The organism is Sphingomonas kaistensis, from assembly GCF_011927725.1.
Classification (GTDB): Bacteria; Pseudomonadota; Alphaproteobacteria; order Sphingomonadales; family Sphingomonadaceae; genus Sphingomicrobium; species Sphingomicrobium kaistense.
Genome location: NZ_JAATJC010000001.1, coordinates 104,440 through 127,600, shown reverse-complemented (window position 1 = coordinate 127,600; position 23,161 = coordinate 104,440). Strand labels below are relative to the sequence as shown.

General features: G+C 67.3%; 23 protein-coding genes and 1 tRNA gene. 15 read left to right on the top strand and 9 right to left on the bottom strand.

What is annotated here, in order from left to right; translation table 11 throughout:
- Positions 1–18 precede the first annotated feature (18 nt).
- From panB to GGQ97_RS00595, 4 genes are all read right to left on the bottom strand, one after another.
- Complete coding sequence (panB, locus tag GGQ97_RS00610) at positions 19–888, bottom strand: 3-methyl-2-oxobutanoate hydroxymethyltransferase (RefSeq protein ID WP_245197776.1); 870 nt, start codon at positions 886–888, stop codon at positions 19–21.
- A complete protein-coding gene (locus tag GGQ97_RS00605; RefSeq protein ID WP_168067166.1) occupies positions 885–1,322 on the bottom strand; it encodes a hypothetical protein in 438 nt (145 codons plus the stop codon). Before GGQ97_RS00605 ends, panB begins: the two co-directional genes overlap by 4 nt.
- An 80-nt stretch (positions 1,323–1,402) precedes the next feature.
- Positions 1,403–2,575, bottom strand: a complete 1,173-nt coding sequence (locus GGQ97_RS00600) for an MFS transporter (protein WP_209022761.1) — start codon at positions 2,573–2,575, stop codon at positions 1,403–1,405.
- Positions 2,572–2,814, bottom strand: a complete 243-nt coding sequence (locus GGQ97_RS00595) for a plasmid stabilization protein (protein WP_168070567.1) — start codon at positions 2,812–2,814, stop codon at positions 2,572–2,574. The genes GGQ97_RS00600 and GGQ97_RS00595 overlap by 4 nt, the downstream gene beginning before the upstream one ends.
- 76 nt (positions 2,815–2,890) lie before the next feature.
- On the opposite strand from GGQ97_RS00595, the gene typA reads away from it, so the two are divergent.
- From typA to GGQ97_RS00575, 4 genes are all read left to right on the top strand, one after another.
- On the top strand, positions 2,891–4,723 hold the full coding sequence (gene typA, locus GGQ97_RS00590; RefSeq protein WP_168067165.1) for a translational GTPase TypA: 1,833 nt from the start codon (positions 2,891–2,893) through the stop codon (positions 4,721–4,723).
- A 401-nt stretch (positions 4,724–5,124) separates the two neighbouring features.
- Positions 5,125–5,877: a cell wall hydrolase gene (locus GGQ97_RS00585; RefSeq protein ID WP_168067164.1), complete on the top strand. Its 753-nt coding sequence runs from the start codon at positions 5,125–5,127 to the stop codon at positions 5,875–5,877.
- Between the two features lie 161 nt (positions 5,878–6,038).
- The gene (locus tag GGQ97_RS00580; protein ID WP_168067163.1) at positions 6,039–6,545 is read left to right on the top strand and encodes a response regulator; all 507 of its coding nucleotides are present in this window, start codon (positions 6,039–6,041) and stop codon (positions 6,543–6,545) included.
- Between the two features lie 58 nt (positions 6,546–6,603).
- A complete protein-coding gene (locus GGQ97_RS00575; RefSeq protein WP_168067162.1) occupies positions 6,604–7,896 on the top strand; it encodes a L,D-transpeptidase family protein in 1,293 nt (430 codons plus the stop codon).
- 187 nt (positions 7,897–8,083) lie between these two features.
- Here the strand turns inward: GGQ97_RS00575 and GGQ97_RS00570 are convergent.
- Positions 8,084–8,157 (bottom strand) — tRNA-Gln (locus GGQ97_RS00570).
- Positions 8,158–8,322: 165 nt separating this feature from the next.
- Here GGQ97_RS00570 and GGQ97_RS00565 point away from each other — a divergent pair.
- Complete coding sequence (locus tag GGQ97_RS00565) at positions 8,323–9,381, top strand: Ppx/GppA phosphatase family protein (RefSeq protein ID WP_168067161.1); 1,059 nt, start codon at positions 8,323–8,325, stop codon at positions 9,379–9,381.
- Positions 9,382–9,412: 31 nt separating this feature from the next.
- Positions 9,413–10,081: an RlmE family RNA methyltransferase gene (locus GGQ97_RS00560; RefSeq protein ID WP_168067160.1), complete on the top strand. Its 669-nt coding sequence runs from the start codon at positions 9,413–9,415 to the stop codon at positions 10,079–10,081.
- Here the strand turns inward: GGQ97_RS00560 and GGQ97_RS00555 are convergent.
- Entirely contained in the window at positions 10,041–10,985 is a 945-nt protein-coding gene (locus GGQ97_RS00555) for a LysR family transcriptional regulator (protein WP_168067159.1), read from the bottom strand. The two genes, GGQ97_RS00560 and GGQ97_RS00555, sit on opposite strands and share 41 nt — an antisense overlap.
- Before the next feature lie 96 nt (positions 10,986–11,081).
- On the opposite strand from GGQ97_RS00555, the gene GGQ97_RS00550 reads away from it, so the two are divergent.
- The 5 genes from GGQ97_RS00550 to groL all read left to right on the top strand — a co-directional run bounded on the left by GGQ97_RS00550 (position 11,082) and on the right by groL (position 15,968).
- Entirely contained in the window at positions 11,082–11,402 is a 321-nt protein-coding gene (locus GGQ97_RS00550; protein ID WP_168067158.1) for a hypothetical protein, read from the top strand.
- 215 nt (positions 11,403–11,617) lie between these two features.
- The gene (locus GGQ97_RS00545) at positions 11,618–12,451 is read left to right on the top strand and encodes an SMI1/KNR4 family protein (RefSeq protein ID WP_168067157.1); all 834 of its coding nucleotides are present in this window, start codon (positions 11,618–11,620) and stop codon (positions 12,449–12,451) included.
- Positions 12,452–12,490: 39 nt separating this feature from the next.
- Positions 12,491–13,882 (top strand): MATE family efflux transporter, encoded by a 1,392-nt coding sequence (locus GGQ97_RS00540; protein WP_168067156.1) that lies wholly within the window; start codon positions 12,491–12,493, stop codon positions 13,880–13,882.
- Positions 13,883–13,983: 101 nt separating this feature from the next.
- Positions 13,984–14,271 carry a co-chaperone GroES gene (groES, locus tag GGQ97_RS00535; protein WP_168067155.1) on the top strand — a complete coding sequence of 96 codons (288 nt, stop codon included), beginning with the start codon at positions 13,984–13,986 and terminating at the stop codon, positions 14,269–14,271.
- A gap of 53 nt (positions 14,272–14,324) precedes the next feature.
- A complete protein-coding gene (groL, locus tag GGQ97_RS00530; protein ID WP_168067154.1) occupies positions 14,325–15,968 on the top strand; it encodes a chaperonin GroEL in 1,644 nt (547 codons plus the stop codon).
- Positions 15,969–16,034: 66 nt separating this feature from the next.
- Here the strand turns inward: groL and GGQ97_RS00525 are convergent, their stop codons facing one another.
- The 3 genes from GGQ97_RS00525 to GGQ97_RS00515 form a co-directional block, all read right to left on the bottom strand.
- On the bottom strand, positions 16,035–16,661 hold the full coding sequence (locus GGQ97_RS00525; RefSeq protein ID WP_168067153.1) for a hypothetical protein: 627 nt from the start codon (positions 16,659–16,661) through the stop codon (positions 16,035–16,037).
- Between the two features lie 46 nt (positions 16,662–16,707).
- Positions 16,708–17,013: a PhnA domain-containing protein gene (locus tag GGQ97_RS00520; protein ID WP_168067152.1), complete on the bottom strand. Its 306-nt coding sequence runs from the start codon at positions 17,011–17,013 to the stop codon at positions 16,708–16,710.
- 82 nt (positions 17,014–17,095) lie between these two features.
- Positions 17,096–17,371, bottom strand: coding sequence for a hypothetical protein (locus tag GGQ97_RS00515; RefSeq protein WP_168067151.1), 276 nt, complete (start codon positions 17,369–17,371; stop codon positions 17,096–17,098).
- A gap of 201 nt (positions 17,372–17,572) precedes the next feature.
- Between GGQ97_RS00515 and GGQ97_RS00510 the strand changes: the two genes are divergently transcribed.
- From GGQ97_RS00510 to metH, 4 genes are read left to right on the top strand one after another with little or no spacing between them, the layout of a single operon-like run.
- Complete coding sequence (locus GGQ97_RS00510) at positions 17,573–18,541, top strand: ArsR/SmtB family transcription factor (RefSeq protein ID WP_168067150.1); 969 nt, start codon at positions 17,573–17,575, stop codon at positions 18,539–18,541.
- Entirely contained in the window at positions 18,538–19,470 is a 933-nt protein-coding gene (metF, locus tag GGQ97_RS00505) for a methylenetetrahydrofolate reductase [NAD(P)H] (RefSeq protein ID WP_168067149.1), read from the top strand. The genes GGQ97_RS00510 and metF overlap by 4 nt, the downstream gene beginning before the upstream one ends.
- Positions 19,467–20,513, top strand: a complete 1,047-nt coding sequence (locus tag GGQ97_RS00500; RefSeq protein WP_168067148.1) for a homocysteine S-methyltransferase family protein — start codon at positions 19,467–19,469, stop codon at positions 20,511–20,513. The genes metF and GGQ97_RS00500 overlap by 4 nt, the downstream gene beginning before the upstream one ends.
- Positions 20,510–23,101, top strand: a complete 2,592-nt coding sequence (gene metH / locus GGQ97_RS00495; protein ID WP_168067147.1) for a methionine synthase — start codon at positions 20,510–20,512, stop codon at positions 23,099–23,101. The genes GGQ97_RS00500 and metH overlap by 4 nt, the downstream gene beginning before the upstream one ends.
- Positions 23,102–23,161: the final 60 nt, after the last annotated feature.

Genomic DNA, 23,161 nt, shown 5'->3' with positions numbered 1-23,161 from the left:
CAGTTTTGGGCCAAGCGGCTAGGTCTTCGGCCGGTAGGTCTGGTCGGCGGTGGGGAAGCTGCGGTCGCGCACCTCCCCGGCGTAGACCGCGACCGCCTCGCCGATGCGGGTGGCGAGGTCGTCGTAGCGCTTCACGAAGCGCGGCGTGCGCTCGAACAGGCCAAGCATGTCCTCGGTCACAAGGACCTGACCGTCGCAGGCGGCCGATGCGCCGATCCCGATGGTCGGGATGGCGACCTTGCCGGTGATCTCGGTCGCAAGGTCCTCCATCACGCCTTCCAGCACGACCGCAAAGGCGCCCGCCTCGGCCACCGCCTGGGCGTCGCGCAGGATCTTGGCGGCTTCCGACTCGCTTCGTCCGCGCGCGCCGTAGCCGCCCAGCGAATTGACCGCCTGCGGGGTAAGGCCGACGTGGGCGATCACCGGAATGCCGCGTTCGGACAGGAAGCGGATGGTCGGGGCCATCGCCTCGCCGCCTTCCAGCTTCACCGCGGCGCAGCCGGTTTCCTTCATCACCCGCGACGCGCTTGCGAATGCCTGCTCCGCGCTTGCCTCGTAATTGCCGAAGGGCATGTCGACCGCGACCAGCGCGTGCCAGCTGCCTCGCACCACCGCCGCGCCGTGCGCGCACATCATTTCCAGCGTCACCGGAACGGTGGAGGGCAGGCCGTAGATCACCTGTCCCAGGCTGTCGCCGACGAGCAGCAGGTCGCAATGGGGATCGAGCAATTGCGCTGTCCGCATTGTGTAGGCGGTCAGCATCACGATCGGCTGCTCGGTCGTACCGTCCTGCTTGCGGCCCTTGATCCCCGGCACCGTCATCCGCTTGCCGGGGACGGGTGACGGGGTCGCGCGGCTGGTCGAGGTGTCGAGGGTGAAGGTGCTCAACGCAGGATTCCTCGCTTGCTTGCGTTCAGCGCGAACAGGAACACACAGATGGTGATGGCGGTGATGACGACCGGAAGGATCAGCGAGCCGGGTGGCGTTACCGCCTTGAGCTCGGGGTCGACCAGATAGGCCGAATTCTGCACCAGCTCGGCAAGCACCGAAAAGCCGATCAGCGGCACCGCCAGCCGGCGGCGAAGGAGAAGCATGATCGCCCCGGCGAGCCCGACCCAGACCGACAGGGCGAAGGCCGCCCACATCCATTCGGGAATTGCCTCGGTCATCGCTCGCACGTCCGGTGCAAGCGTCGCCGGGTCGAGGGTCACCTCGATCAGGTACATGGTGCAGCCTAGCGCCATCCACAGGGTCGAGAGCACCGCCCCGATCCAATAGCCGCGCGTTGCGGTGCGTTCGGCACCAAGCGTCATGTCCGTCATGGTTCAATCTCCCCCTGGCAAGTAGGCATCATCATAACGCGGCTGCCGGGCGGTGGGAACGGAGGGGCCCTGGCCTTTCATCAGGCGACCTTGCGGTGCGGGAGCAGCCACAGCATCACGCCGGCACCGGCCGCCACCGCCGCACTCGCCAGGAAGGTCGCAGAAGAACCGTCGCGATCCCACAACATGCCGGCGCCAAGGCTTGCCAACAGCACCGCGACCCCGGTCGCGACGTGGAACAGGCCGAAGCTGGTGGCGCGCAGTCCGGCCGGTGCGGCATCGGCGATCAACTTGGCGAACAGACCCTGGGTCAGCGCCATGTGGGCTCCCCACAAGCCGACCCCCACCACCAGCCCGGCAATCCCGCCGGTCATCGCGAGCACAACATTGCCGACCACCAGCAGGCCGATCCCGACCGTCAGGATCCCGCGCGGATCGCGCCGGTCGGACAGTGCGCCGGCGGGATAGGACAGCAGCACGTAGGAAAGGTTGAACACTACCAGCACCAGCGGCGCGAGGGTCAGGCCAAGCCCCGCCTCGACCGCCTTCAGCACCAGGAAGCTCTCGGAAAAGCGCGCCAGCGTGAACAGGAAGGCGACCAGGATGATCCGCCGGCAGCTCCTGTCGACGTCGCGAAAGCTGCCGAGCAATGGCTGGCGGTTGGCGGGCGGTGCCTCGCGCACCGGCTCGCGGAGGAAGAAGAAGGCGATTGCGACCGAGACAAAGGCCGGGATCACCGCGATCCAGAACACGCTGCGGATGTCGCCGGCCAGCCAGATCATCAGCCCGGCAGCGGCCAGCGGAGCGAGCAGGGCGCCGACCGTATCGAGGCTTTGCCGCAAGCCGTAGGCCGCGCCGCGCTGTTCGGGCGGCGTTTCGTCGGCGATCAGGGCGTCGCGCGGTGCCCCGCGCAGCCCCTTGGCGGTTCGATCGACCAGCCGTGCGCCAAGCACCGCAAGCGGCGATCCGGCCAGCGCCATCAGCGGCTTGGTCAGCGCGGCGAAGCCATAGCCGCCGAGGATCCACGGCTTGCGCTTGCCTTGCCGGTCGCTCAGCCGCCCGCCGGCCAGCTTGGCGAAGCTCGCGGTTGCTTCCGCCACGCCGTCGATCGCGCCGAGCACCGCCACGCTGGCGCCCAGCGTCACGGTCACGAACAGGGGCAGCAGTGCGTGGAAGATCTCGCTCGACAGGTCCATGAACAGGCTGACGAAGCCGAGCACCCAGACCGAGCGGGGAAGGGAGGGGCGGGTCACCCGCTGGATTTAGCCGCCTTCTTGCGTCTCGTCTCCCAGCCCTTTTTTGCCGCCTCGCTGCGGCTCCTCGAACGGCCCGATCCCGACTCCTTGCCGCCCCCGTCCATCTTGTTGACGGTCGCCCAGGCGATCCGCTCGGCCTCGTTGGCCGGCCGGCCCTGCGCTTCGTAACTTTTTTCGATTTCGGCGGCCTTGCGGCGCTGCTTGTCGGTGTAGGCGCTCTTGTCACCTTGCGGCATGTCATTCTCCTCTCTGCCATTGCTGCAACGCACCAATTCGGCTAAGGGCGCGCCAACTTCTCCCAAGGAAATCGCAATGACCCTCCGCAACGTGGCGATCATCGCCCACGTCGATCACGGCAAGACGACCCTCGTCGACCAGCTTTTCCGCCAGTCCGGCACCTTCCGCGACAATCAGCGGATCGACGAGCGGGCGATGGATTCGAACGACCTCGAGAAAGAGCGCGGGATCACCATCCTTGCCAAGTGCACCTCGGTCGAATGGGACGACGGCAAGGGCACTGCGACCCGAATCAACATTGTCGACACCCCCGGCCACGCCGACTTCGGCGCCGAAGTCGAGCGCATCCTGTCGATGGTCGACGGCGTGATCCTGCTGGTCGACGCCGCCGAAGGCCCGATGCCGCAGACCAAGTTCGTCACCGGCAAGGCGCTCGGGCTCGGGCTGAAGCCCATCGTCGTCGTCAACAAGATCGATCGTCCCGATGCCCGTCCGGCCGAAGTGCTCGACGAAGTGTTCGAGCTGTTCCTCAGCCTCGATGCCAATGACGAGCAGCTCGATTTCCCGGTGCTCTACGCCTCGGGTCGCTCGGGCTATGCCGGCCGCGAGGACACCGTTCGCGACGGTGACCTGACCCCGCTGTTCGAGACCATCGTCAGCCATGTCCCCGAGCCGGGCCTGCCGATCCACGGCGAGTTCAAGATGCTGGTCACCCTGCTCGACCGCGACCCGTTCCTCGGCCGCATCCTCACTGGCCGGGTCGAATCGGGTACGTTGCACATCAACCAGCCGATCCGCGCGCTGGACGTCCACGGCGCCCGCGTCGAAGAAGGCCGCGCGACCAAGATCTTCGCCTTCCACGGCCTCGAGCGCGTGCCGGTCGAACAGGCCCAGGCGGGCGACATCATCGCCATCGCTGGCCTGATGAACGCGACCGTGTCCAACACCATCGCCAACCCGGCGGTCACCACCCCGATCAAGGCCCGTCCGATCGATCCGCCGACGCTCGCCATGAGCTTCGCGGTCAACGACAGCCCCTACGCCGGCCGTGACGGCGACAAGGTGCAGAGCCGCGTCATCCGTGAGCGGCTGGAGCGCGAGGCGGAAACCAACGTCGCCATCCGCGTCACCGTCGCCCACGACAATGACAGCTACGAAGTCGCCGGCCGCGGCGAGCTCCAGCTCGGCGTGGTGATCGAGACGCTTCGCCGCGAAGGCTTCGAACTGTCGATCAGCCGCCCGCGCGTGCTGTTCCAGGACGGCCCGAGCGGACGCGAGGAGCCGTATGAGACGGTCGTGATCGATGTCGACGACGAATATAGCGGCACGGTGGTCGAGAAGATGAGCCTGCGTAAGGCCGAAATGACCGACATGCGCCCGTCCGGCGCCGGCAAGACCCGCCTGACCTTCAGCGCGCCTTCGCGCGGCCTGATCGGCTATCACGGCGAATTCCTGTCGGACACCCGCGGCACCGGCATCATGAACCGGCTGTTCGAGAAATATGGCCCCCACAAGGGCCAGATCACCGGCCGCCAGAACGGCGTCCTGATCTCGATGGAAAAGGGCAAGGCGCAGGCTTACGCGCTCAACATGCTCGAAGAGCGCGGGATCATGTTCATCTCGCCCGGCGACGACCTCTACGAGGGCATGATCATCGGTGAGAATGCCAAGCCGCAGGATCTCGAGGTCAATCCCCTCAAGGCCAAGCAGCTGACCAACTTCCGCGCCAGCGGCAAGGACGAAGGCATCCGCCTAACCCCGCCGCGCCGGATGACGCTGGAACAGGCGATCGCCTACATCCAGGACGACGAGCTGGTCGAAGTGACCCCCAAGGTCATCCGCCTGCGCAAGCGGCACCTCGATCCGCACGAGCGCAAGCGCCAGAGCCGCAAGTCCGAAGCGGCATAACAATAATAAGAAGGGCCCCTACACGATAGTCGGGGCCCTTTTTTCTTGCCCTCGGACCGAGTCGAGGCCGTGGCAGTAGGACGGCCTTTTTCGGCTCCGCGCGCCGAGGGCTCGGCTCGTCCGTCCACTCGTCCCGAAGCGGGAACCGTTTCCGCAACTCGTCCCGCCCGCCCCTCGGCTCAGCCATTATCGGGTGTGTTTCGCGGCGATGCGCCATATCTGACCCTCGGAACAAAGAGAGCGACGGCGTCACCAGCGATTTATCGGGGCGCCAGGGCAAGACGGACGAGGGCTGAGGCCGCTGCACCCGAGGGGTGCGGAGTGCAGGCGGCAAGAACCCTCGACCGCATGGATATGAGAATGAATTGACCAAGCGTTTTGCGTTGGGCCGCGTGCCCGCGATGTTACTTCTTTTGGCCGCTTCCGGCGCCGCAGTCCCTGCCTCGGCACAGGTCGCGACCATCACCGCCACCCCGGTGGCCGCGACCACCGCCTCCCCGGTCTCCGTCGCCACCGCTACCCCGGTCGCCGTAACCGCAGCACCGGCCCGCAATCCCGCCGCCATCGCGTCGGCACCGATCCTCCAGGTCACCCCGACCCCCGCCGCCAGCATCCTCCAGCCCGCCAATCCGGGCCGTGCCGCGATCCTTTCCACCACTCCGCGCCCGGTCACGGGCACCACCCCGCCGACCGGCACCACCGACGTCCGCCCGGCGGTCACCCACGCCGGCCTGTGGCCGATGGTGTGGGCCAAGCAGACCGGCCCCGCTCTCACCGAGCAGGAAGAATGCATCGCCATCGCGGTCTATCATGAAGCCCGCGGCGAGCCGCTCGACGGGCAGCTGGCGGTCGCCGAGGTGATCATGAACCGCGCCGCCTCGGGCCGCTATCCGGCCGGCTGGTGCCAAGTGGTAAAGCAGCCGTGGCAGTTCAGCTTCGTCAATCCGCGCACCGGCCACATGCCCGCCGTCCGCCGCGACAGTGCGGCCTGGGCCTATGCCCAGGCGATCACGCGCATTGCGGTCGGCAACTTCGCCGATGCGCTGCCTGGCGACGTACTGTGGTACCACGCTGATTACGTCGCGCCGAGCTGGGGTCGCCGGCTGGCCAAGGTCGAAAAGATCGGCGCTCACATCTTCTACCGCGCAAGCTGAGGCGCACCTGCCCGCCGAAACGGCGCGTCAAGGCTGACGTCATGGCGTCTCGCCTCCCTAACCACTCGGCTCGGCGATAACCTGCTCAACGCGGGATTCGCATTGCGTCTGCTCACTGCAACCCTCCGATCCGGGCGGCCTTGCCGCCGGGAGGGTGCAAGGTGTTGAAGATATTGATCGTCGAGGACGAGCGGCCATTGGCGGAGACGCTTCGCTACCTGGTCGAAGACAATCCCCGTTATCGGGTGGTCGGCATCGCCGAGGACCTGCCCTCGGCGCTCGAACTGCTCGAGCATGGCGAGCCCGACCTGGCGCTGGTCGACCTTCACCTCGCGCGCGGATCGACCGGATTCTCGGTCGCGGTCCGCCTCAACGATGCCGGCGTCCCGTGCCTGTTTGTGACAGGGCGCCCGCCCGGCTTCGCGATGCCCGACCTTGCGCTGGGGATCCTGCTTAAGCCGTTTACCGGCAACGACGTTCATCGGGCGCTGGCGCTGGCCGAGGATGTCATGCGTGGCCGCGAGACGCTGCGCCCGAGGTTGCCGCGCAATCTGCAGCTGTTCGAGGCCGACGAGGAACCCGAGCCGATGCCGGTCGCGGCCGCGCTGCCCGAACGTCAGGGTCTCAAAGCGAGACTGGAACGATGGATCAGCGGCACCGCGCATTGAACCTTGCGGTCAACTGTTCGTTAAACGGGCAAGCAACTGATTAAACGGATATTTCGCTGTGCCCCATCGACTGTTCCTCGGCGCTGCCTTCATGGCAGCGGCGCTGGGCGGAGCCTATCCGGCCACCGCCGCGACTACCGCCAACGCTAGCGACGGCATGCCGGCGGCCAGTGCCGTCGCCCGCTTCTACGAAGCGCGCCAGCAGCCGCTGTGGCTGCGCTCGCCCGACGCCATCCGGACCCTGATCGACGCCTTGCGTACTGCCGAGGTCGACGGCCTTGCCCAAGGACCCGAACTGGCCGCTACGATCGAGCGCGTGCTTGGCGAAGCCCAATATGGCATCCCCGGCGCCGACCGGGAGGCCGAGCGGCTGATGAGCAACGCCTATGTGCTCCATGCCCAGGCGCTCAAGTGGCCGGGCCGTGCGACCATGATCTACGCCGATCCTTCGCTCAGCCCGCGCGTGCCGACCCCGGCCGAAGTGTTGGAAGCGGCCGCAGCGGCGCCCGATCTTGCCGACCATGTGCGCCAGACCGTTGCGGTGAACCCGATCCACGCCGCCCTGCGCGAAGCCGCGGTCCGCGACATGCGCTTGCTCGGCACCCCGCCGCGCGCGCTGAAGGCCAGCCTTGAACGCTCGCGCCTCCTGCCGTCCGAAGGGCGCTTCGTCCTGGTCGACGTTGCAAGCCAGCAATTGATGATGATCGAAGGCGGCCAGGTGGTCGACCGGATGAAGGTCGTCGTCGGCAAGCCGACGATGAAGACCCCGCTGCTGGCTGGCACGCTGCGGCAGGTCACCTTCAACCCTTACTGGAACGTGCCGGTCGATCTTGCCGCCACCAACATCGCGCAGAATGTCCTGAAGAACGGCCTCGGCTGGTTCAATGCGCGCAATTACGAGGTGCTGTCCGGCTGGGACGCAGCGGCCACCGTAATCGACCCCGCCTCGGTCGACTGGAAGGCGGTCGCCGCCGGGACGGTCGAGGCCCGGGTCCGCCAGCGGCCCGGTCGCGGCAATTCGATGGGCGACATGAAGTTCGAATTCCCCAACGACAAGGGCATCTACCTTCATGACACCCCGGATCGCCAGTTGTTCTCGGAAGCCGAGCGCACCTTCAGCTCCGGCTGCGTCCGGCTGGAGGATGCAGCCCGGCTCGGCCGCTGGCTGCTGGGCCGCGAGCCGGTCGCGGCCAGCGCCCGTCCCGAACTCAACGTCGCGCTTCCGACGCCGGTGCCGGTCTACCTGACCTACCTGACGGTGCGCCCGGAGGCCGACGGCACGCTCGCCTATGCCCCCGACGTGTACGGCCTCGATACGGGGGGCGACGCTCTTCTGGCGGCAGCGAACTAAGCCCGGTCCGCAAAAATTAGACACACAGGAAGAGCCGGCGGCACTGGTCCGCCGGCTCTTCCTGTGTGCGTCATCGGCAAGGGACGGCTCGCCACCTGCCCGGCGCATGGCTGAAGCAGCTAGACCCGCGCCGAGAGGAGACGGGGACTCTTCCAGTGCCCGCAGGGGACGGTGCCGAAGGAGGAAATGGATGCCCGACGTGGATTCGAACCACGATTGACGGAGTCAGAGTCCGTAGTCTTACCATTAGACGATCGGGCATCAGGCGCGCCTGGGCGCGACGACAGGGCGCAGCTAGGGGGCCGGTCCCACGCTGTCAACGTCTTTGCGGCAACTTGCGCTTGGGCTTCAATCTGGCTTAAGCCTTTCGGCAAGTCAGCCGTCCGGGGTTCATTCGGGCGGTGCAGAGTTGATGGAACAATTGCGATGGCATCCCACCTTGCCAGCGCGCCGATGCCGGGTCGTCCGGCCGGGCACCGAGAGCGAGAGCGCACCGTCGCGGCCAGCCCGACGCCGCCGCAGCAGCCTTATGCCGCGATCGACCTGGGCACCAACAATTGCCGTTTGCTGATCGCGCGCCCGTCGTCGGGCGGATTCACCGTCGTCGACGCCTTTTCCCGCATCGTCCGCCTGGGCGAAGGCCTCGCCTCCAGCGGTCGCCTTACCCAGAACGCGATGGACCGCGCCGTCGAGGCGCTCGGCGTGTGCAGCGACAAGCTTCGCCGCCGCCGCGTGGGCCTTGCCCGTTCGGTCGCCACCGAGGCCTGCCGCCGCGCCGCCAACGGCCGCCACTTCATCGAGCGGGTGCGTGACGAGACGGGGATCGTGCTGGAGATCATCGCCCCCCAGGAAGAGGCCCGCCTGGCCGTCCTCGGCTGCCACAAATTGCTCGAGCCCGGCGATGGCCCGGCGATCATCTTCGACATCGGTGGCGGATCGACCGAGCTGGTGCTGGTCGAGCCCGGCGGACCCGACGGCAATCCGCGCATCAAGGCCTGGTGGAGTGCGCCGTGGGGCGTCGTGTCGCTGACCGAGAGCGAGGGCAGGGCCGCGATCGAGGGGCCGGACCGGGTCGCCGCCTACGCCCGCATGCGGACCCGCGCATCGCGTGCGTTCGACCGCTTCACCGAAATGCTGCCCGAGCGGACCGACAATATCCGCCTGCTCGGCACCAGCGGCACGGTGACTACGCTCGCTTCGGTCCACCTCGCCCTGCCGAGCTACGACCGGCGCGCCGTCGACGGCCTGCACGTTCCGATCGCTGCGATGCGGGAGATTTCGACGAGCATCGCGGAGATGGACTTCCAGGGCCGTTCGGCGCTGCCCTGCATCGGCTCGGAACGCGCCGACCTGGTGGTCGCCGGCTGCGCGATCCTCGAGGCCATCCTCGACATCTGGCCCGCCGCCCATCTCGGCATCGCCGACCGCGGCATCCGCGAAGGCATCCTGCGCAGCCTGATGGCGCGCGACGGACACAAATTGTGAGCGCCCACCCTGCCAACCGGAGCGCTTGGTTATGAACACCCGCGTCAAGACCGCCAAGGGCCGCAAGGTCGGCTCCACCAAATGGCTCCAGCGGCAGCTCAACGACCCCTACGTCAAGAAGGCCAAGGCCGAGGGCTATCGCAGCCGGGCCGCCTACAAGCTGATCGAACTGGACGAGAAGTTCAAATTCCTGCGCGGTGCGAAGGCGGTGGTCGACCTCGGCATCGCGCCTGGCGGGTGGAGCCAGGTGGTGCGCAAGAAATGTCCGGCGGCGGCGGTGGTCGGGATCGACTTCCTCGAGGTCACCCCGCTCGACGGCGTCACCATTCTCCACATGGACTTCACCGACGAGGATGCCGATGCGCGCCTCAAGGAAGCGCTCGGCGGGGAGGCGGACATCGTCCTGTCGGACATGGCGGCCAATACGGTCGGCCATCCGCAGACCGATCACCTGCGCACCATGGGCCTGGTCGAGCTGGGCCTCGAATTCGCCAAGGACGTGCTGAAGCCCGGCGGCGCCTATGTCGCCAAGGTGCTGGCAGGCGGGACCGACCACCAGCTGCTGGCTGAACTGAAGAAGCATTTCACCACCGTGAAGCACGCCAAGCCGCCCGCCAGCCGCAAGGATTCGAGCGAATGGTATGTCGTCGCGCAGGGCTTCAAGGGGCGGCGCGAAGAACCGGTTCCGGCGGAGGATTGAGCGCCGGGTCGGTGGCGCGGATGTGCCGCATCAGCCGTTCGTAGAGGAAGTCGGCCACCAGCCGCACGTTGGGATTGTGCCGCACCCGCTCGTGCGTCAGCAGCCACAATTTGCGGTCGTGCTGGCTCATCGGGCGGAGGCATTGCAGGAGGTCGGAGTCCGCCCGCGCGACGATGCAGGGCAACACGCCCACGCCCAGGCCCGACTTGATCCCCGACAAAAGTCCGTTGCTTCCGTCATATTGCATCGTCACCCGGTCGAGCAGGCCCATTTCCTCCAGCCAGCCCGAATAGACCCGCCATAGCCCGCCGCCGCCACCACCGATGATGTTGTGGTGGAGGAGGTCGTGGCGATTGTGCGGAAGCCCGTGCTGCGCCGCATAATCGCGGCTGCAGTAGAGCGCCCAGTCGTCGCCCTGCAGCACCCGCCCGACCAGCCCTTCGGGCTGTGCCTTGCTGGTCGAGCGCAAGGCGATGTCGGCCTCGCCCGCGCCGAGGTCACGCAGCTCGCGGCTGGAGTCGAGTTCGATCCTGATTTCCGGATGGGCCAGGTGCAGTTCGCGCAGCCACGGCGTCAGCAGGGTCACCGCGAAGACCTCCTCCGAGGTGATCCGCACCGTTCCGCCAAGCGCCCGCGCCTGGGCCCTGGCGCGTCCTTCCGCCGCCACCGCCGCACCTTCCAGCGCCTGCGCCAGCGGAAGCACCGCCTCGCCCGCGTCGGTCAGGCGATAGCCCTGTGCGCGCCGCTCGAACAAGCGCACCGCAAGGGCTTCCTCCAGCGCCGTGATCCGCCGCGCCGCGGTGGACTGGCTCATCCGAAGCGCCTTGCCCGCGCCGAGCGTACTGCCATGCTTCGCCACGGCGAGGAAAACCCGCCAGTCGCTCCATTCCGGTTCGCGCGCCATGCCGCCTTCTAACGCAAGCAGCGTCCACCCGGTTATGCAAAAATGCCGAACCGGTCGGCGACAACAATGCTCACGCCCGGCCCGCCGAGCGCCTACATGAAGCTCCAGACGCCGGCGTCATCCTTGCAACCCGTCAATCGACAGGTGGATGACATGAAGAACAGCATTCCCATCGCCCTGGCCGCGGCCCTGTTTGCGGCCCCCGCGACCGCAGCACCGGCATCGGTGCAGGATCGCATCGCTGATCTGTGCAGCGTATCCAACACCGACCTCGAGGGACAACGCCTGGCCAAGGCCTGCCGCACGCAGGTCCGTGCCAGCTTCGCTGCCGAGCAGCGCGCCGAAGCCGCCGCGCGGGTGCCGCTGACCCGCCTGCCGTTGCGCATCGCCGACGCTGCGCCGGTCCGCCCTCGCTGAGCCTGGAAATCCCCTTCTGGGACAGCAGGGAACGGGACCGGGCACGGTCGGTTGCCCCAACGCGTTTCTGTGGGGGCCGCATGGACACGCAATCGTAGGTGGGCTCGCCTGGCGTATCTTTCGGCGGGCCCACTTGCCGCATCGCCCCCGAACCCCTTTCACGCCGCCACGCCGGTTCAAGCGGACATTAGGAAAATCCTGCTAGAGGTCGGGGGATGGACGCTCCCGACCCCAATCGCCGCCTGCTGCTGATCGGCGGGTCGATCCTGGCTGCGGTGGTCGCGGCGGGCGTCGCGCCGACCGCCTGTGCGATGCGCAACATAACGAAGGGACCGACCGGCATGACCACGGCGCCGCCACCGCGTCCTCCGGGCAAGCCCAAGCCCTTGCTGGACGAGGATATCGGTCCGGTCCTGGCCCGCCTCGATGCCTGGTATGCGGCGCATCTTCCGGCCGACCGATACCGCTGGAACCCGCCCGCGAGCGAGGAGCAACTGGCCGCCTTTGAGAAAGCGGTCGGACGGACTATGCCCCAGTCCTGGCGCCAGCTTTACCGATGGCACAATGGCGAGAATGAAGACCGCTGGGGCCACTTCTACGGCCTGCCGCTCTGCTCGCTCGAATTCGCCGCGGGGGACTGGCAGATTTGGCAGCAAGGGCTCGATTGGTTCGGGGGCAACCGCTACGCCATTCCCGGAGCCGGTTGGCCGGCAGGCGCGGTCGATCCCGCCTACATCAATCTCGCGCGCATCCCGCTCACCGTGGACCGTTCGGGCAACAATATCGGACTGGACTTCGATCCCTGGCCCGGCGGGCGGGTAGGCCAGGTCATCATCTATGGCCGCGACGAGGACGTGAAAGTGGTGCTGGCGGAGTCGCTCGGCGGCTTCCTCGGCTGGATCGCCGACCTGCTCGAAGCCGGCAACTTCCGCCTCGATGCCGTTCCGGGCGAGCAGCGGCTGCGCCTGTTCCGGCTGAAAACGCCCGCTGTCGATCACTTCCACGAAGGGGCGCGACTGCTTCTCGGCGCGCCCAAGCAATATCTCTAGCCACTCGCGCTCTGCCCGCCGCGCGGCTAAGCGCCGCCGATGCCGACGCTTCCTACCGCTCCCCGATCAACCCGCGAGGAAGCCGCGGCCACCTTTGCCTTGGCCTGGCCGCTGGTCCTGTCCAACCTTGCCGCCAACGCCATCACCACCACCGACGTGCTGATGCTCGGGCGGCTGAGCCCGGAAGCGCTCGCCGCCGCCGCGCTGTCGGTGAACCTCTACAACCTGCTGCTGTTTACCGGGGTCGGACTGTCGGTGGCCATTTCGCCGATGATCGCCGCCGCGCTCGGACGGCGCAAGGGCGCGGCCCGGGACAGCCGGCGCAGCTTCCGCATGGGGCTGTGGCTGGTCAGCTTCTACGCGCTCGCCGGCACCGCCGTCCTGTCGCTGGCCGAGCCCCTGTTCCTGTTGCTCGGCCAGGATCCGGCGCTCAGCCGCTCGGCCGGCGACTTCATGCACATACTGCAGTTCGCGCTGTGGCCGACCTTGCTCGGCTTCCTGATGCGCAACCTGCTGACCGCCTTCAACCGAGCCTGGGTGCCGCTGGTGGTGGCGCTCGGCGGCGTCGCCCTCAATGCCTTCCTCAACTACGGCCTGATCTTTGGCCATTTCGGCCTGCCCGCGCTGGGCATGCAGGGCAGCGCGCTGGCGACCGTGATCACCAACGTCGCGATGCTGGCGCTGCAGGTGATTGCCGCGGTGCGCCTGCCAAGGTTGCGGATGATGCACCTGTTCGGGCATTGGTGGCGGGCCGACTGGTCGCGGTTCCGTGAGCTTGCGAAGCTCGGCATTCCGATCAGCCTGACCTGGAGCTTCGAAGTCGGGGTGTTCAGCGCCGCGGTCTATCTGATGGGGCTGATCGACACGACCAGCGTCGCCGCGCACGTGATCGCCCTGCAGCTTGCCGCCCTGATGTTCATGGTGCCGCTTGGCCTCGCCCAGGCCGCGACGGTGCGGGTCGGCTACGGCCATGGCGCGCGCGATTCCCAGTGGGTGACGCGGGCAGGGCGGGTTGCGATTGCCTTCGCGCTGGCCTTCGCGCTCGCCTCCGCCGCGATCATGTGGCTGTTCCCCGCGCCGCTCGCTGCCCTGTTCCTCGACATGGGCAAGCCCGAAAGCGCGGCGGTGCTTGCGCTTGCGGTGCAGTTCCTGCTGATCGCCGCCGTATTCCAGATCGCCGACGGGGCGCAGGTGGTCGGCGCCTCGATCCTGCGAGGGCTCCACGACACCCGCGTCCCCATGTTCTACGCCGCCTTCGGCTATTGGGCGGTCGGAATCGGGGTCGGCGCCTGGCTGGCGTTCGAGACCCCGTTGCGGGGCCGCGGGATCTGGATCGGCCTTGCGCTCGGTCTTGCGATCGTCGCGGTGCTGATGCTGTGGCGCTGGTCGCGGCGCGAGACACTGGGGCTGGTTTCCACCCGCGCCCATTGACGTTCCGCCGACCCCCAACCATATGCCGGGCGACGCTGGCACTCTCCCCAAGCGAGTGCCAGCGGAACCATTCATCAAGCAACTTGCATAGGGGCTAGCACATGGCTTTCAGGCCGCTTCACGATCGAGTTCTCGTCCGCAGGGTCGAGGCCGAAGCAAAGACCGCCGGCGGGATCATCATCCCCGAAACCGCGCAGGAAAAGCCGCAGCAGGGCGAAGTCGTTTCCGTCGGCACCGGCGCACGCAACGACCAGGGCGTGGTCACCCCGCTCGAGGTCAAGGCCGGCGACCGCATCCTGTTCGGCAAGTGGTCGGGCACCGAGGTCAAGGTCGACGGCGAAGACCTCATCATCATGAAGGAAAGCGACATCCTCGGGATCGTCAGCTGAGCTTCAGCACTGCGACAACTTCGACAACTTCCACAGTTTGAAAGGGTAGCCACATGGCAGCCAAGGACGTGAAATTCAGCCGCGACGCGCGTGAGCGCATTCTCCGCGGCGTCGACATCCTCGCCGATGCGGTCAAGGTCACGCTGGGGCCGAAGGGCCGCAACGTCGTCATCGACAAGAGCTTCGGCGCTCCGCGCATCACCAAGGACGGCGTCACCGTCGCCAAGGAGATCGAGCTCAAGGACAAGTTCGAGAACATGGGTGCGCAGATGCTGCGCGAAGTGGCCTCGAAGACCAACGACATCGCCGGTGACGGCACCACCACCGCGACCGTGCTCGCCCAGGCGATCGTTCGCGAAGGCATGAAGTCGGTCGCAGCCGGCATGAACCCGATGGACCTGAAGCGCGGCATCGACCTCGCCGTCCAGAAGGTGGTTGAGGACCTCAAGGCCCGCTCCAAGCCCGTCGCCAATAGCCAGGAAGTCGCCCAGGTCGGCATCATCTCGGCCAACGGCGACCGTGAAGTCGGCGAGAAGATCGCCGAAGCCATGGATAAGGTCGGCAAGGAAGGCGTCATCACCGTCGAGGAGGCCAAGGGTCTCGAGTTCGAGCTGGACGTCGTCGAAGGCATGCAGTTCGACCGCGGCTACCTGTCGCCCTACTTCATCACCAACCCGGAGAAGATGCAGGTCGAGCTTAGCGACCCCTACATCCTGATCCACGAGAAGAAGCTTTCGAACCTGCAGGCGATGCTTCCGATCCTCGAAGCCGTGGTCCAGAGCGGTCGTCCGCTGCTGATCATCGCCGAGGACATCGAAGGCGAAGCGCTGGCGACCCTGGTCGTCAACAAGCTGCGCGGCGGCCTCAAGGTCGCGGCCGTCAAGGCGCCGGGCTTCGGTGATCGCCGCAAGGCGATGCTCGAGGATATCGCGATCCTGACCGGCGGCGAGATGATCTCGGAGGATCTCGGCATCAAGCTCGAGAACGTCACCGTCGGCATGCTCGGCACCGCCAAGCGCGTCACCATCGACAAGGACAACACCACCATCGTCGACGGCGCCGGTGACAAGTCCGGCATCGAAGGCCGCGTCGGTGCGATCCGCCAGCAGATCGAAGTCACCAGCAGCGACTATGACCGCGAGAAGCTCCAGGAGCGCCTCGCCAAGCTCGCCGGCGGTGTCGCCGTGATCAAGGTCGGCGGTTCGACCGAGGTCGAGGTCAAGGAGCGCAAGGATCGCGTCGACGACGCCCTCCACGCGACCCGCGCCGCGGTCGAGGAAGGCATCGTCCCCGGCGGCGGTACGGCCCTGCTGTACGCCACCAAGGCGATCGAAGGCCTCAAGGGCGCCAACGACGACCAGACCCGCGGTGTCGATATCATCCGCAAGGCGCTCTACGCGCCGGTCCGCCAGATCGCGTCCAACGCCGGTCATGACGGTGCGGTGATCTCGGGCAAGCTGCTGGAGGGCGATGATGCCAACCTCGGCTTCAACGCCCAGACCGACACCTACGAGAACCTGGTGTCGGCCGGCGTGATCGACCCGACCAAGGTCGTCCGCACCGCCCTCCAGGACGCGGCGTCGGTCGCCGGCCTGCTGATCACCACCGAAGCGGCGATCAGCGAGCTTCCGGAAGACAAGCCCTCGGCCGGCGGCATGCCTGGCGGCATGGGCGGCATGGGCGGCATGGACTTCTAAGTCCCGCCTCTCTGTTTCGAACGGAAAGGGCCTCGGCATATGCTGCCGGGGCCCTTTTCTTGTGCCTTACTCCAGCACGCCGTCGGGGCGCCGCACCCGGCCGCCCTGGAAGCCCGCGGTCTTCCGGATCGCCGGCCAGTCCTCCATCCGGTCGGTACCGAAAGTGAAGCTCAGTAGCGCGGTGGGATCCTCCGACTGGCCGGGCTGGGTCGAATGCAGGAACTGGTCGCCGAAGATTACCGCCTCGCCCTCGCGATAATCATAGCTGCGGGTTTCCCCGGTCAGGGTCTTGAACAGCAGGCCGAAGCCCGGCTTGGGCGATCCGATCGGGGTGATCAGGGTGAAGGCCTGGTTGCCGGTGGCGTCCCAGTCGACGTGAAAGTCAGGCTCGCGGCACAGGCTGCGCGCCACCACGAAGCCCTGGTAGAGCCGGATCGCGCGATCGACGGCGACATAATCCGCCACGTGGCGGGCGACGTCGAGCGCGTCGAACGCCGCCTGGAACCGCGCGAAGCTGGCTTCATCGGCCGACGAGATCCAGCGTATGTCGCTGCTCCAGGCCGGGCGTTCGACATGATAGGAGGGCGGGACGGGATCGGCCGCCAGGTCGACGAAGCCGGCCGGAATGGCCGGGTCGATCGCAACCCGCATGACATTGGGTGCAAGCCACTCGCGGTCGAGGAAATGCTTCATCACCCCACCATGACCGCGCCCCGGCGCGAAGGCCAGCGCCCGGCGTTCAGCGCTTGCGGACGAACTCGGCGCGCAGGACCAGGCCCTTGATCCCGTCGAACTTGCAGTCGATCTCCTGGCTGTCGCCGGTCAGCCGGATCGACTTGATCAGCGTTCCCCGCTTCAGCGTCTGCCCCGCGCCCTTGACGTCGAGATCCTTGATCAGCGTCACCTGGTCGCCGTCGGCAAGGAGGTTGCCGACCGCGTCGCGCACCTCGACCGCAGCCGCCGCAGGCGCGCCGCGCCGGGCAAGCTCGGCGGCCGGCAGCCACTCGCCGCTGTCCTCGTCATAGACGTAGTCGTCGTCGCTCACTTTTTCGGCTTCCTTCCAAGAGAAAGGGCCGCCCGGTTTCCCGGACGGCCCTTCTTTGATGCCTTGTCAGGCGTCGAAGGTCTTACTGACCCGCGACGTTGTCCTGGCCGTTGGCGACGTCTTCAGCGGCGTTCTCGATCGAGTTGCCGGCGTTCGACAGGCTGTTGCCAGCGGCGTCGAGGGCGTTGTCCGCAGCGGCGCCGAGGTTCTCGGTGCCGGCAATGGCGGCGTTGGTGTCGGCAGCAGCTTCGGTCTCGATGGTGTTCTCGGTCGAGACGGCGTTGTCAGGCGCATTGTCCTGGCAAGCAGCGAGGCCCAGACCCAGAACCGCAACGGCGGCGATCGCAAACTTCTTCATATCGGTTTCCATCCCTATGTTTTCGGGCCCGTCGCTCCCCTTGAGACGAGCTCGGGTACCCAAGCGACCCGCCCATATTTGGGTCTGGCCAGCGCGCGGATTTAGGTGAGGTGCGGCCCCGACGCAATTCTCTTTTGCGACGAACCGAAAACCGGCCTGCAAATGCTTGTGCATATAAAGATATCTTTATATCGTTATGTGATGACCATCCCGCTTCCGCTGGCCGACCTGTTCCAGGCCCTGGCCGATCCCAGCCGGCTTCGCCTGCTCGCCCTTCTCAAGGAGATGGAGCTGACCGTCGGCGAGCTTGCGCAGGTTCTTGCGCAAAGCCAGCCGCGGGTCAGCCGCCACCTCAAGATCCTTGCCGACGCCCGCCTGGTCGAGCGGCGCAAGGAAGGTAGCTGGGTATTCCTGCAGCTGGGCGAGCCCGCGCTGGTCGATGCGCTGACGGGCCTGTGGGAGGTCGCGGCCGACGCCGTCACCACCCGCCAGTTCGCGGCCGATCGCGCCCGGCTCGCCGCGGTGCGCGCCGACCGGGCCGAGGCCGCCGCCCGCTATTTCGCTGCCCACGCCGCCGAATGGGACCAGATCCGCTCGCTGCATGTCGCGGACGCGCAGGTCGAGGAAGCGATCCGCGAGGCGCTGGGCGACGGTGCGATCGGGCAACTGGTCGACATCGGCACCGGCACCGGGCGGATGATCGAACTGTTCGGCGCCGCCGCCACCCGCAGCATCGGGATCGACCGCTCCACCGAAATGCTCCGCCTGGCCCGGGTCAAGCTGGAGCAGGCGGGCGTCGAGGCCGTCTCGCTCCGCCAAGGCGACATGTACGCGCTTCCGCTGCCCGACGCCGAGGCCGACGTCGTGCTGCTGCACCAGGTGCTCCATTACGCCCATTCCCCCGCCGCCGCGGTCGCCGAAGGGGCGCGCCTGCTCCGTGCGGGAGGGCGATTGCTGATCATCGATTTCGCACCGCATGAGCGGGAGGAATTGCGCGATTCCGCCCAGCACGCGCGCCTCGGCTTTTCCGACGAGGCGGTGCTCGGCTGGCTCGCCGCCGCGGGGCTCGACGGCAAGGTGGTCCGCCACCTCAAGGGCGGAGAATTGACCGTCACCTTGTGGGCCGGCGTCCGCACCCCCCGTCTCGACCAGGAAAGGAAGGCCGCATGAGCAGCGCCCCGGTGCCGTTTCCGGCCGCCGAACCGCCGCCCTTGTTCGCCCATGCCCGCGGCGACATCGACGTGAGCTTCGAATTCTTCCCGCCCAAGACCGACCCGATGAACGAGTCGCTGTGGCGCTCGATCCAGATGCTCGAGCCGCTCAATCCCCGTTTCGTGTCGGTCACCTACGGGGCCGGCGGCTCGACCCGGGAGCGGACCCATCAGACCGTCGCCCGGATCGTTCGTGAAACCGGCCTCGCCGCCGCCGCGCACCTCACCTGCGTCGATGCCAGCAAGGCCGAGATCGACGACATCGCGCGGGCCTATTGGGACGCGGGTGTCCGCCATATCGTCGCCCTGCGCGGCGATCCGCCCGAGGAAGGCCGCGACTATGCGCCGCACCCGCAAGGCTATGCCAATGCCGCCGACCTCGTCGCGGGCCTGACCAGGATCGCCCCGTTCGAGATCAGCGTCGCCTGCTACCCCGAGGTTCACCCGCAGGCCGACTGTCCCGACAGCGACCTCGACAATCTGAAGCGCAAGATCGACGCCGGCGCGACCCGTGCAATCAGCCAGTTCTTCTTTTCGGCCGACAATTTCTTCCGCTTCCGCGACCGCGCCGCGGCGGCAGGAATAGATGCCCAGATCGTCCCTGGCATCCTGCCCGTCAGCAATGTTGCCCAAACCCGCAAGTTCGCCGGGCTGTGCGGGGCCGAGATCCCGGCCTGGATGGATGCGATGTTCGAAGGCCTCGACGCGCTTCCCGCCGCGCGCCAGCTGATCGCCGCCACCGTCGCCGCCGAACTGTGCGGCCAGCTCTATGCCGGGGGCATCCGCCATTTCCACTTCTACACCCTCAACCGGGCCGAGCTTGCCTATGCCATCTGCCACCTGCTCGGCGTGCGGGCGCCGTGCGAAGCCGCGGAGGCGATCAAGTGAGCGCGCGTGAAGCCCTCCAGGCCGCCGCCGCCCAGCGCATCCTGGTCATCGACGGCGCTTTCGGGACCGAGATCCAGAACCGCGGCCTGGCCGAGGCGGATTATGCCGGCTCGCTTGGCCTTGGCCATGACCAGAAGGGCAATAACGACATCCTGGCGCTGACCCGCCCGGACGTGCCCGAGGCGATCCACCGCGCCTATTTCGAGGGTGGCGCCGACATCGCCGAAACCAACACCTTCTCCGCCAATCGCATCAGCCAGGCCGATTACGGCGCCGAACATCTCGTTCGCGCAATCAACCTGGAAAGCGCGCGGATCGCCCGCCGCGTCGCCGACGAGTTCCAGGCCCGCGACGGCCACCGCCGTTTTGTCGCGGGTGCGATCGGGCCGACCAACAAGACGCTGTCGCTGTCGCCGGACGTTAACGATCCCGGCTTCCGCGAGATCGACTTCGACACGCTGAAGCAAGTCTATCGCGAACAGATCGACGCGCTGGTCGAGGGCGGGGTCGACTTCATCCTGATCGAGACGATCTTCGACACGCTGAACGCCAAGGCCGGGATCAAGGCCGCGCTGGAGGCCGGCGAGGCGCTCGGCCGCGACCTGCCGATCATGCTGTCGATGACCATCACCGACCTCAGCGGCCGCAACCTGTCGGGCCACACGGTCGAGGCCTTCTGGCACGCTGTCCGCCATGCGCGGCCGGTCACCATCGGCCTCAACTGCTCGTTCGGCGCCGAACAGCTCCGCCCGCACGTCCGCACGCTGGCCGACAGCTGCGATTCACTGGTGATGGTCTACCCCAACGCCGGCCTGCCCAACGACCTCGGCGCCTATGACGAGTTGCCCGAGACCACCGCGTCGCTGGTTGGCGAGTGGGCCAGGAGCGGCCAGGTCAACATCCTCGGCGGTTGCTGCGGCTCCACCCCGGCGCACATCCGCGCCATCGCCGACTTCGTGCGCGACCTGCCTCCCCGCGCGCTCCCCCAAGTGCCCGTGAAGACCCGGCTCGCCGGTCTCGAACCCATGGTGATCGCCGCGTGAATTCCGCTTCTTCCGGTTCGTCCTTCGTCAACATTGGCGAACGGACCAATGTCACCGGCTCGGCCAAGTTCAAGAAACTGATCCTCGCCGGCGACTATGACGCCGCGGTCGAGGTTGCGCGCGACCAGGTCGAGAATGGCGCGCAGGTGATCGACGTCAACATGGACGAGGCGCTGCTCGACGGCGAGCTCGCCATGACGACCTTCCTCAAGCGCATTGCCGCCGAGCCCGACATCGCCCGGGTGCCGGTGATGATCGACAGTTCCAAATGGAGCGTGATCGAGGCCGGGCTGAAATGCGTGTCGGGCAAGCCGATCGTCAATTCGATCAGCATGAAGGAAGGCGAGGAGCCGTTCCTTGCACAGGCCCGCGCCTGCATGGCCTATGGCGCCGCGGTCGTGGTCATGGCGTTCGACGAGGTCGGGCAGGCCGATACCGCCGCGCGCAAGATCGAGATAAGCGAGCGCGCCTACACGCTGCTCACCGGCATCGGCTTTCCGCCCGAAGACATCATCTTCGACCCCAACGTCTTTGCCGTCGCGACCGGGATCGAGGAGCATAACCGCTACGCGATCGACTTCATCGAGGCGCTGCGCGAGATCAAGCGCCGCTGTCCGCACGTCCACTTCTCGGGCGGGCTGTCGAACCTGTCGTTCAGCTTCCGCGGCAACGAGCCGGTGCGCCGCGCGATGCATTCGGTGTTCCTCTATCACGCCATCCCGGCCGGGCTCGACATGGCAATCGTCAATGCCGGCCAGCTCGACGTCTATGACGCGATCGACCCCGAGCTTCGCGACGCCTGCGAGGACGTCATCTTCGACCGTCGGCCCGACGCCACCGAACGCCTCATCACGCTCGCCGAACGCTTCCGCGGCACCGACGTGCAGCAGGAAGTGCGCGAGGCCGCCTGGCGCAGCTGGCCGGTCCGCGAGCGGCTGGCGCACGCCTTGGTCAAGGGCATTGACGCCCATGTCGTCGACGATACCGAGGAAGCCCGCCACAGCGTCAAACGCCCGATCGAGGTGATCGAAGGGCCGCTGATGGACGGCATGAACATCGTCGGCGACCTGTTCGGGTCGGGCAAGATGTTCCTGCCGCAGGTGGTGAAGTCCGCCCGGGTGATGAAGAAGGCGGTCGCTCACCTGCTGCCCTTCATCGAGGCCGAAAAGGTCGCGGGCGAGAGCGCCGGCAAGGGCAAGGTCGTGATGGCCACCGTCAAGGGCGACGTCCACGACATCGGCAAGAACATCGTCGGCGTGGTCCTCGCCTGCAACGGCTTCGAAGTGATCGACCTCGGCGTGATGACGCCCTGGCCCAAGATCCTCGAAGCCGCGAACGAGAATGGCGCCGACATCATCGGCCTCAGCGGACTCATCACCCCCTCGCTCGACGAGATGGTCACGGTCGCCGAGGAGATGGAGCGCGCGGGCATGACCCGGCCGCTGTTGATCGGCGGCGCCACCACCAGCCGCGCCCACACCGCGCTGCGCATCGCGCCCAAATATTCGGGCCCGGTGATCCACGTCCTCGACGCCAGCCGCGCGGTCGGGGTCGCCGGAGCTCTGGTCAGTGATGGCCCGCAAAAGCAGGACCTGATCGGCCGCACCGCAAGCGACTATCAGCAGCTTCGTGAGCAGCGCGAGGGCAGGGGGCAGAGCGACCTCGCCACCCTCGACGAGGCCCGCGCCAATCGCTTAGATGGCGCCGCCGCCGGTCCCGCGCCCAAACCGCTGCGGCCCGGGCTTCACACCTTCGACAGCTGGAACCTTGCCGACCTGCGCCGGGTGATCGACTGGACCCCCTTCTTCCGCGCGTGGGAACTGCACGGCGTCTATCCCGCCATCCTCGACGATCCGGTGGTCGGCAAGGAAGCGCGCAACCTGTTCCACGATGCCGAGGCGATGCTCGACCAGATCATCGACGGCGGCTGGCTGCAGGCCCGCGGCGCGGTCGGCCTGTGGCCCGCACACCGCGAGGGCGACGATATCGTCGCCGCGGGCAAGCGCCTGCCGATGCTGCGCCAGCAGGTCCGCAAGCGCGAGGGCCGGCCGAACATGTGCCTCGCCGACTTCATCGCCGAGGAGGGCGACTGGCTCGGCGGGTTCGCGGTCGCGATCCACGGCATCGAGCCGCACCTCGAGCGCTTCCAGGCGGACAAGGACGATTACAGCGACATCATGCTGAAATCGCTTGCCGACCGCCTGGCCGAAGCTTTTGCCGAGCGCCTCCATCAGCATGTCCGGACCGAGCTGTGGGGCTATGCGCCCGACGAGAATCTCTCGAATGAGGACCTCATCAAGGAACGCTATCGCGGCATCCGCCCGGCGCCCGGCTATCCGGCCTGCCCGGAGCACAGCCTCAAGCCCTTGCTGATGGAGCTGCTCGGGTCCGGTGCGGCGGGCATCCGGCTGACCGAAAGCTTCGCCATGCTGCCGGCCTCGGCGGTCTCGGGCTTCTACTTCGCCCATCCCGACAGCGCCTATTTCGGCGTCGCCCGGATCGGGCAGGACCAGCTGGAGGATTATGCCGAGCGGCGCGGGGTCGACATCGACACCGCCGCCCGCTGGCTCAGGCCCAATCTCGACTGACCACACCCCTCTGGACGGGCCCCAAGTGCGGGGTGACGAGGGGCGGCCAAGCGGGGTAGA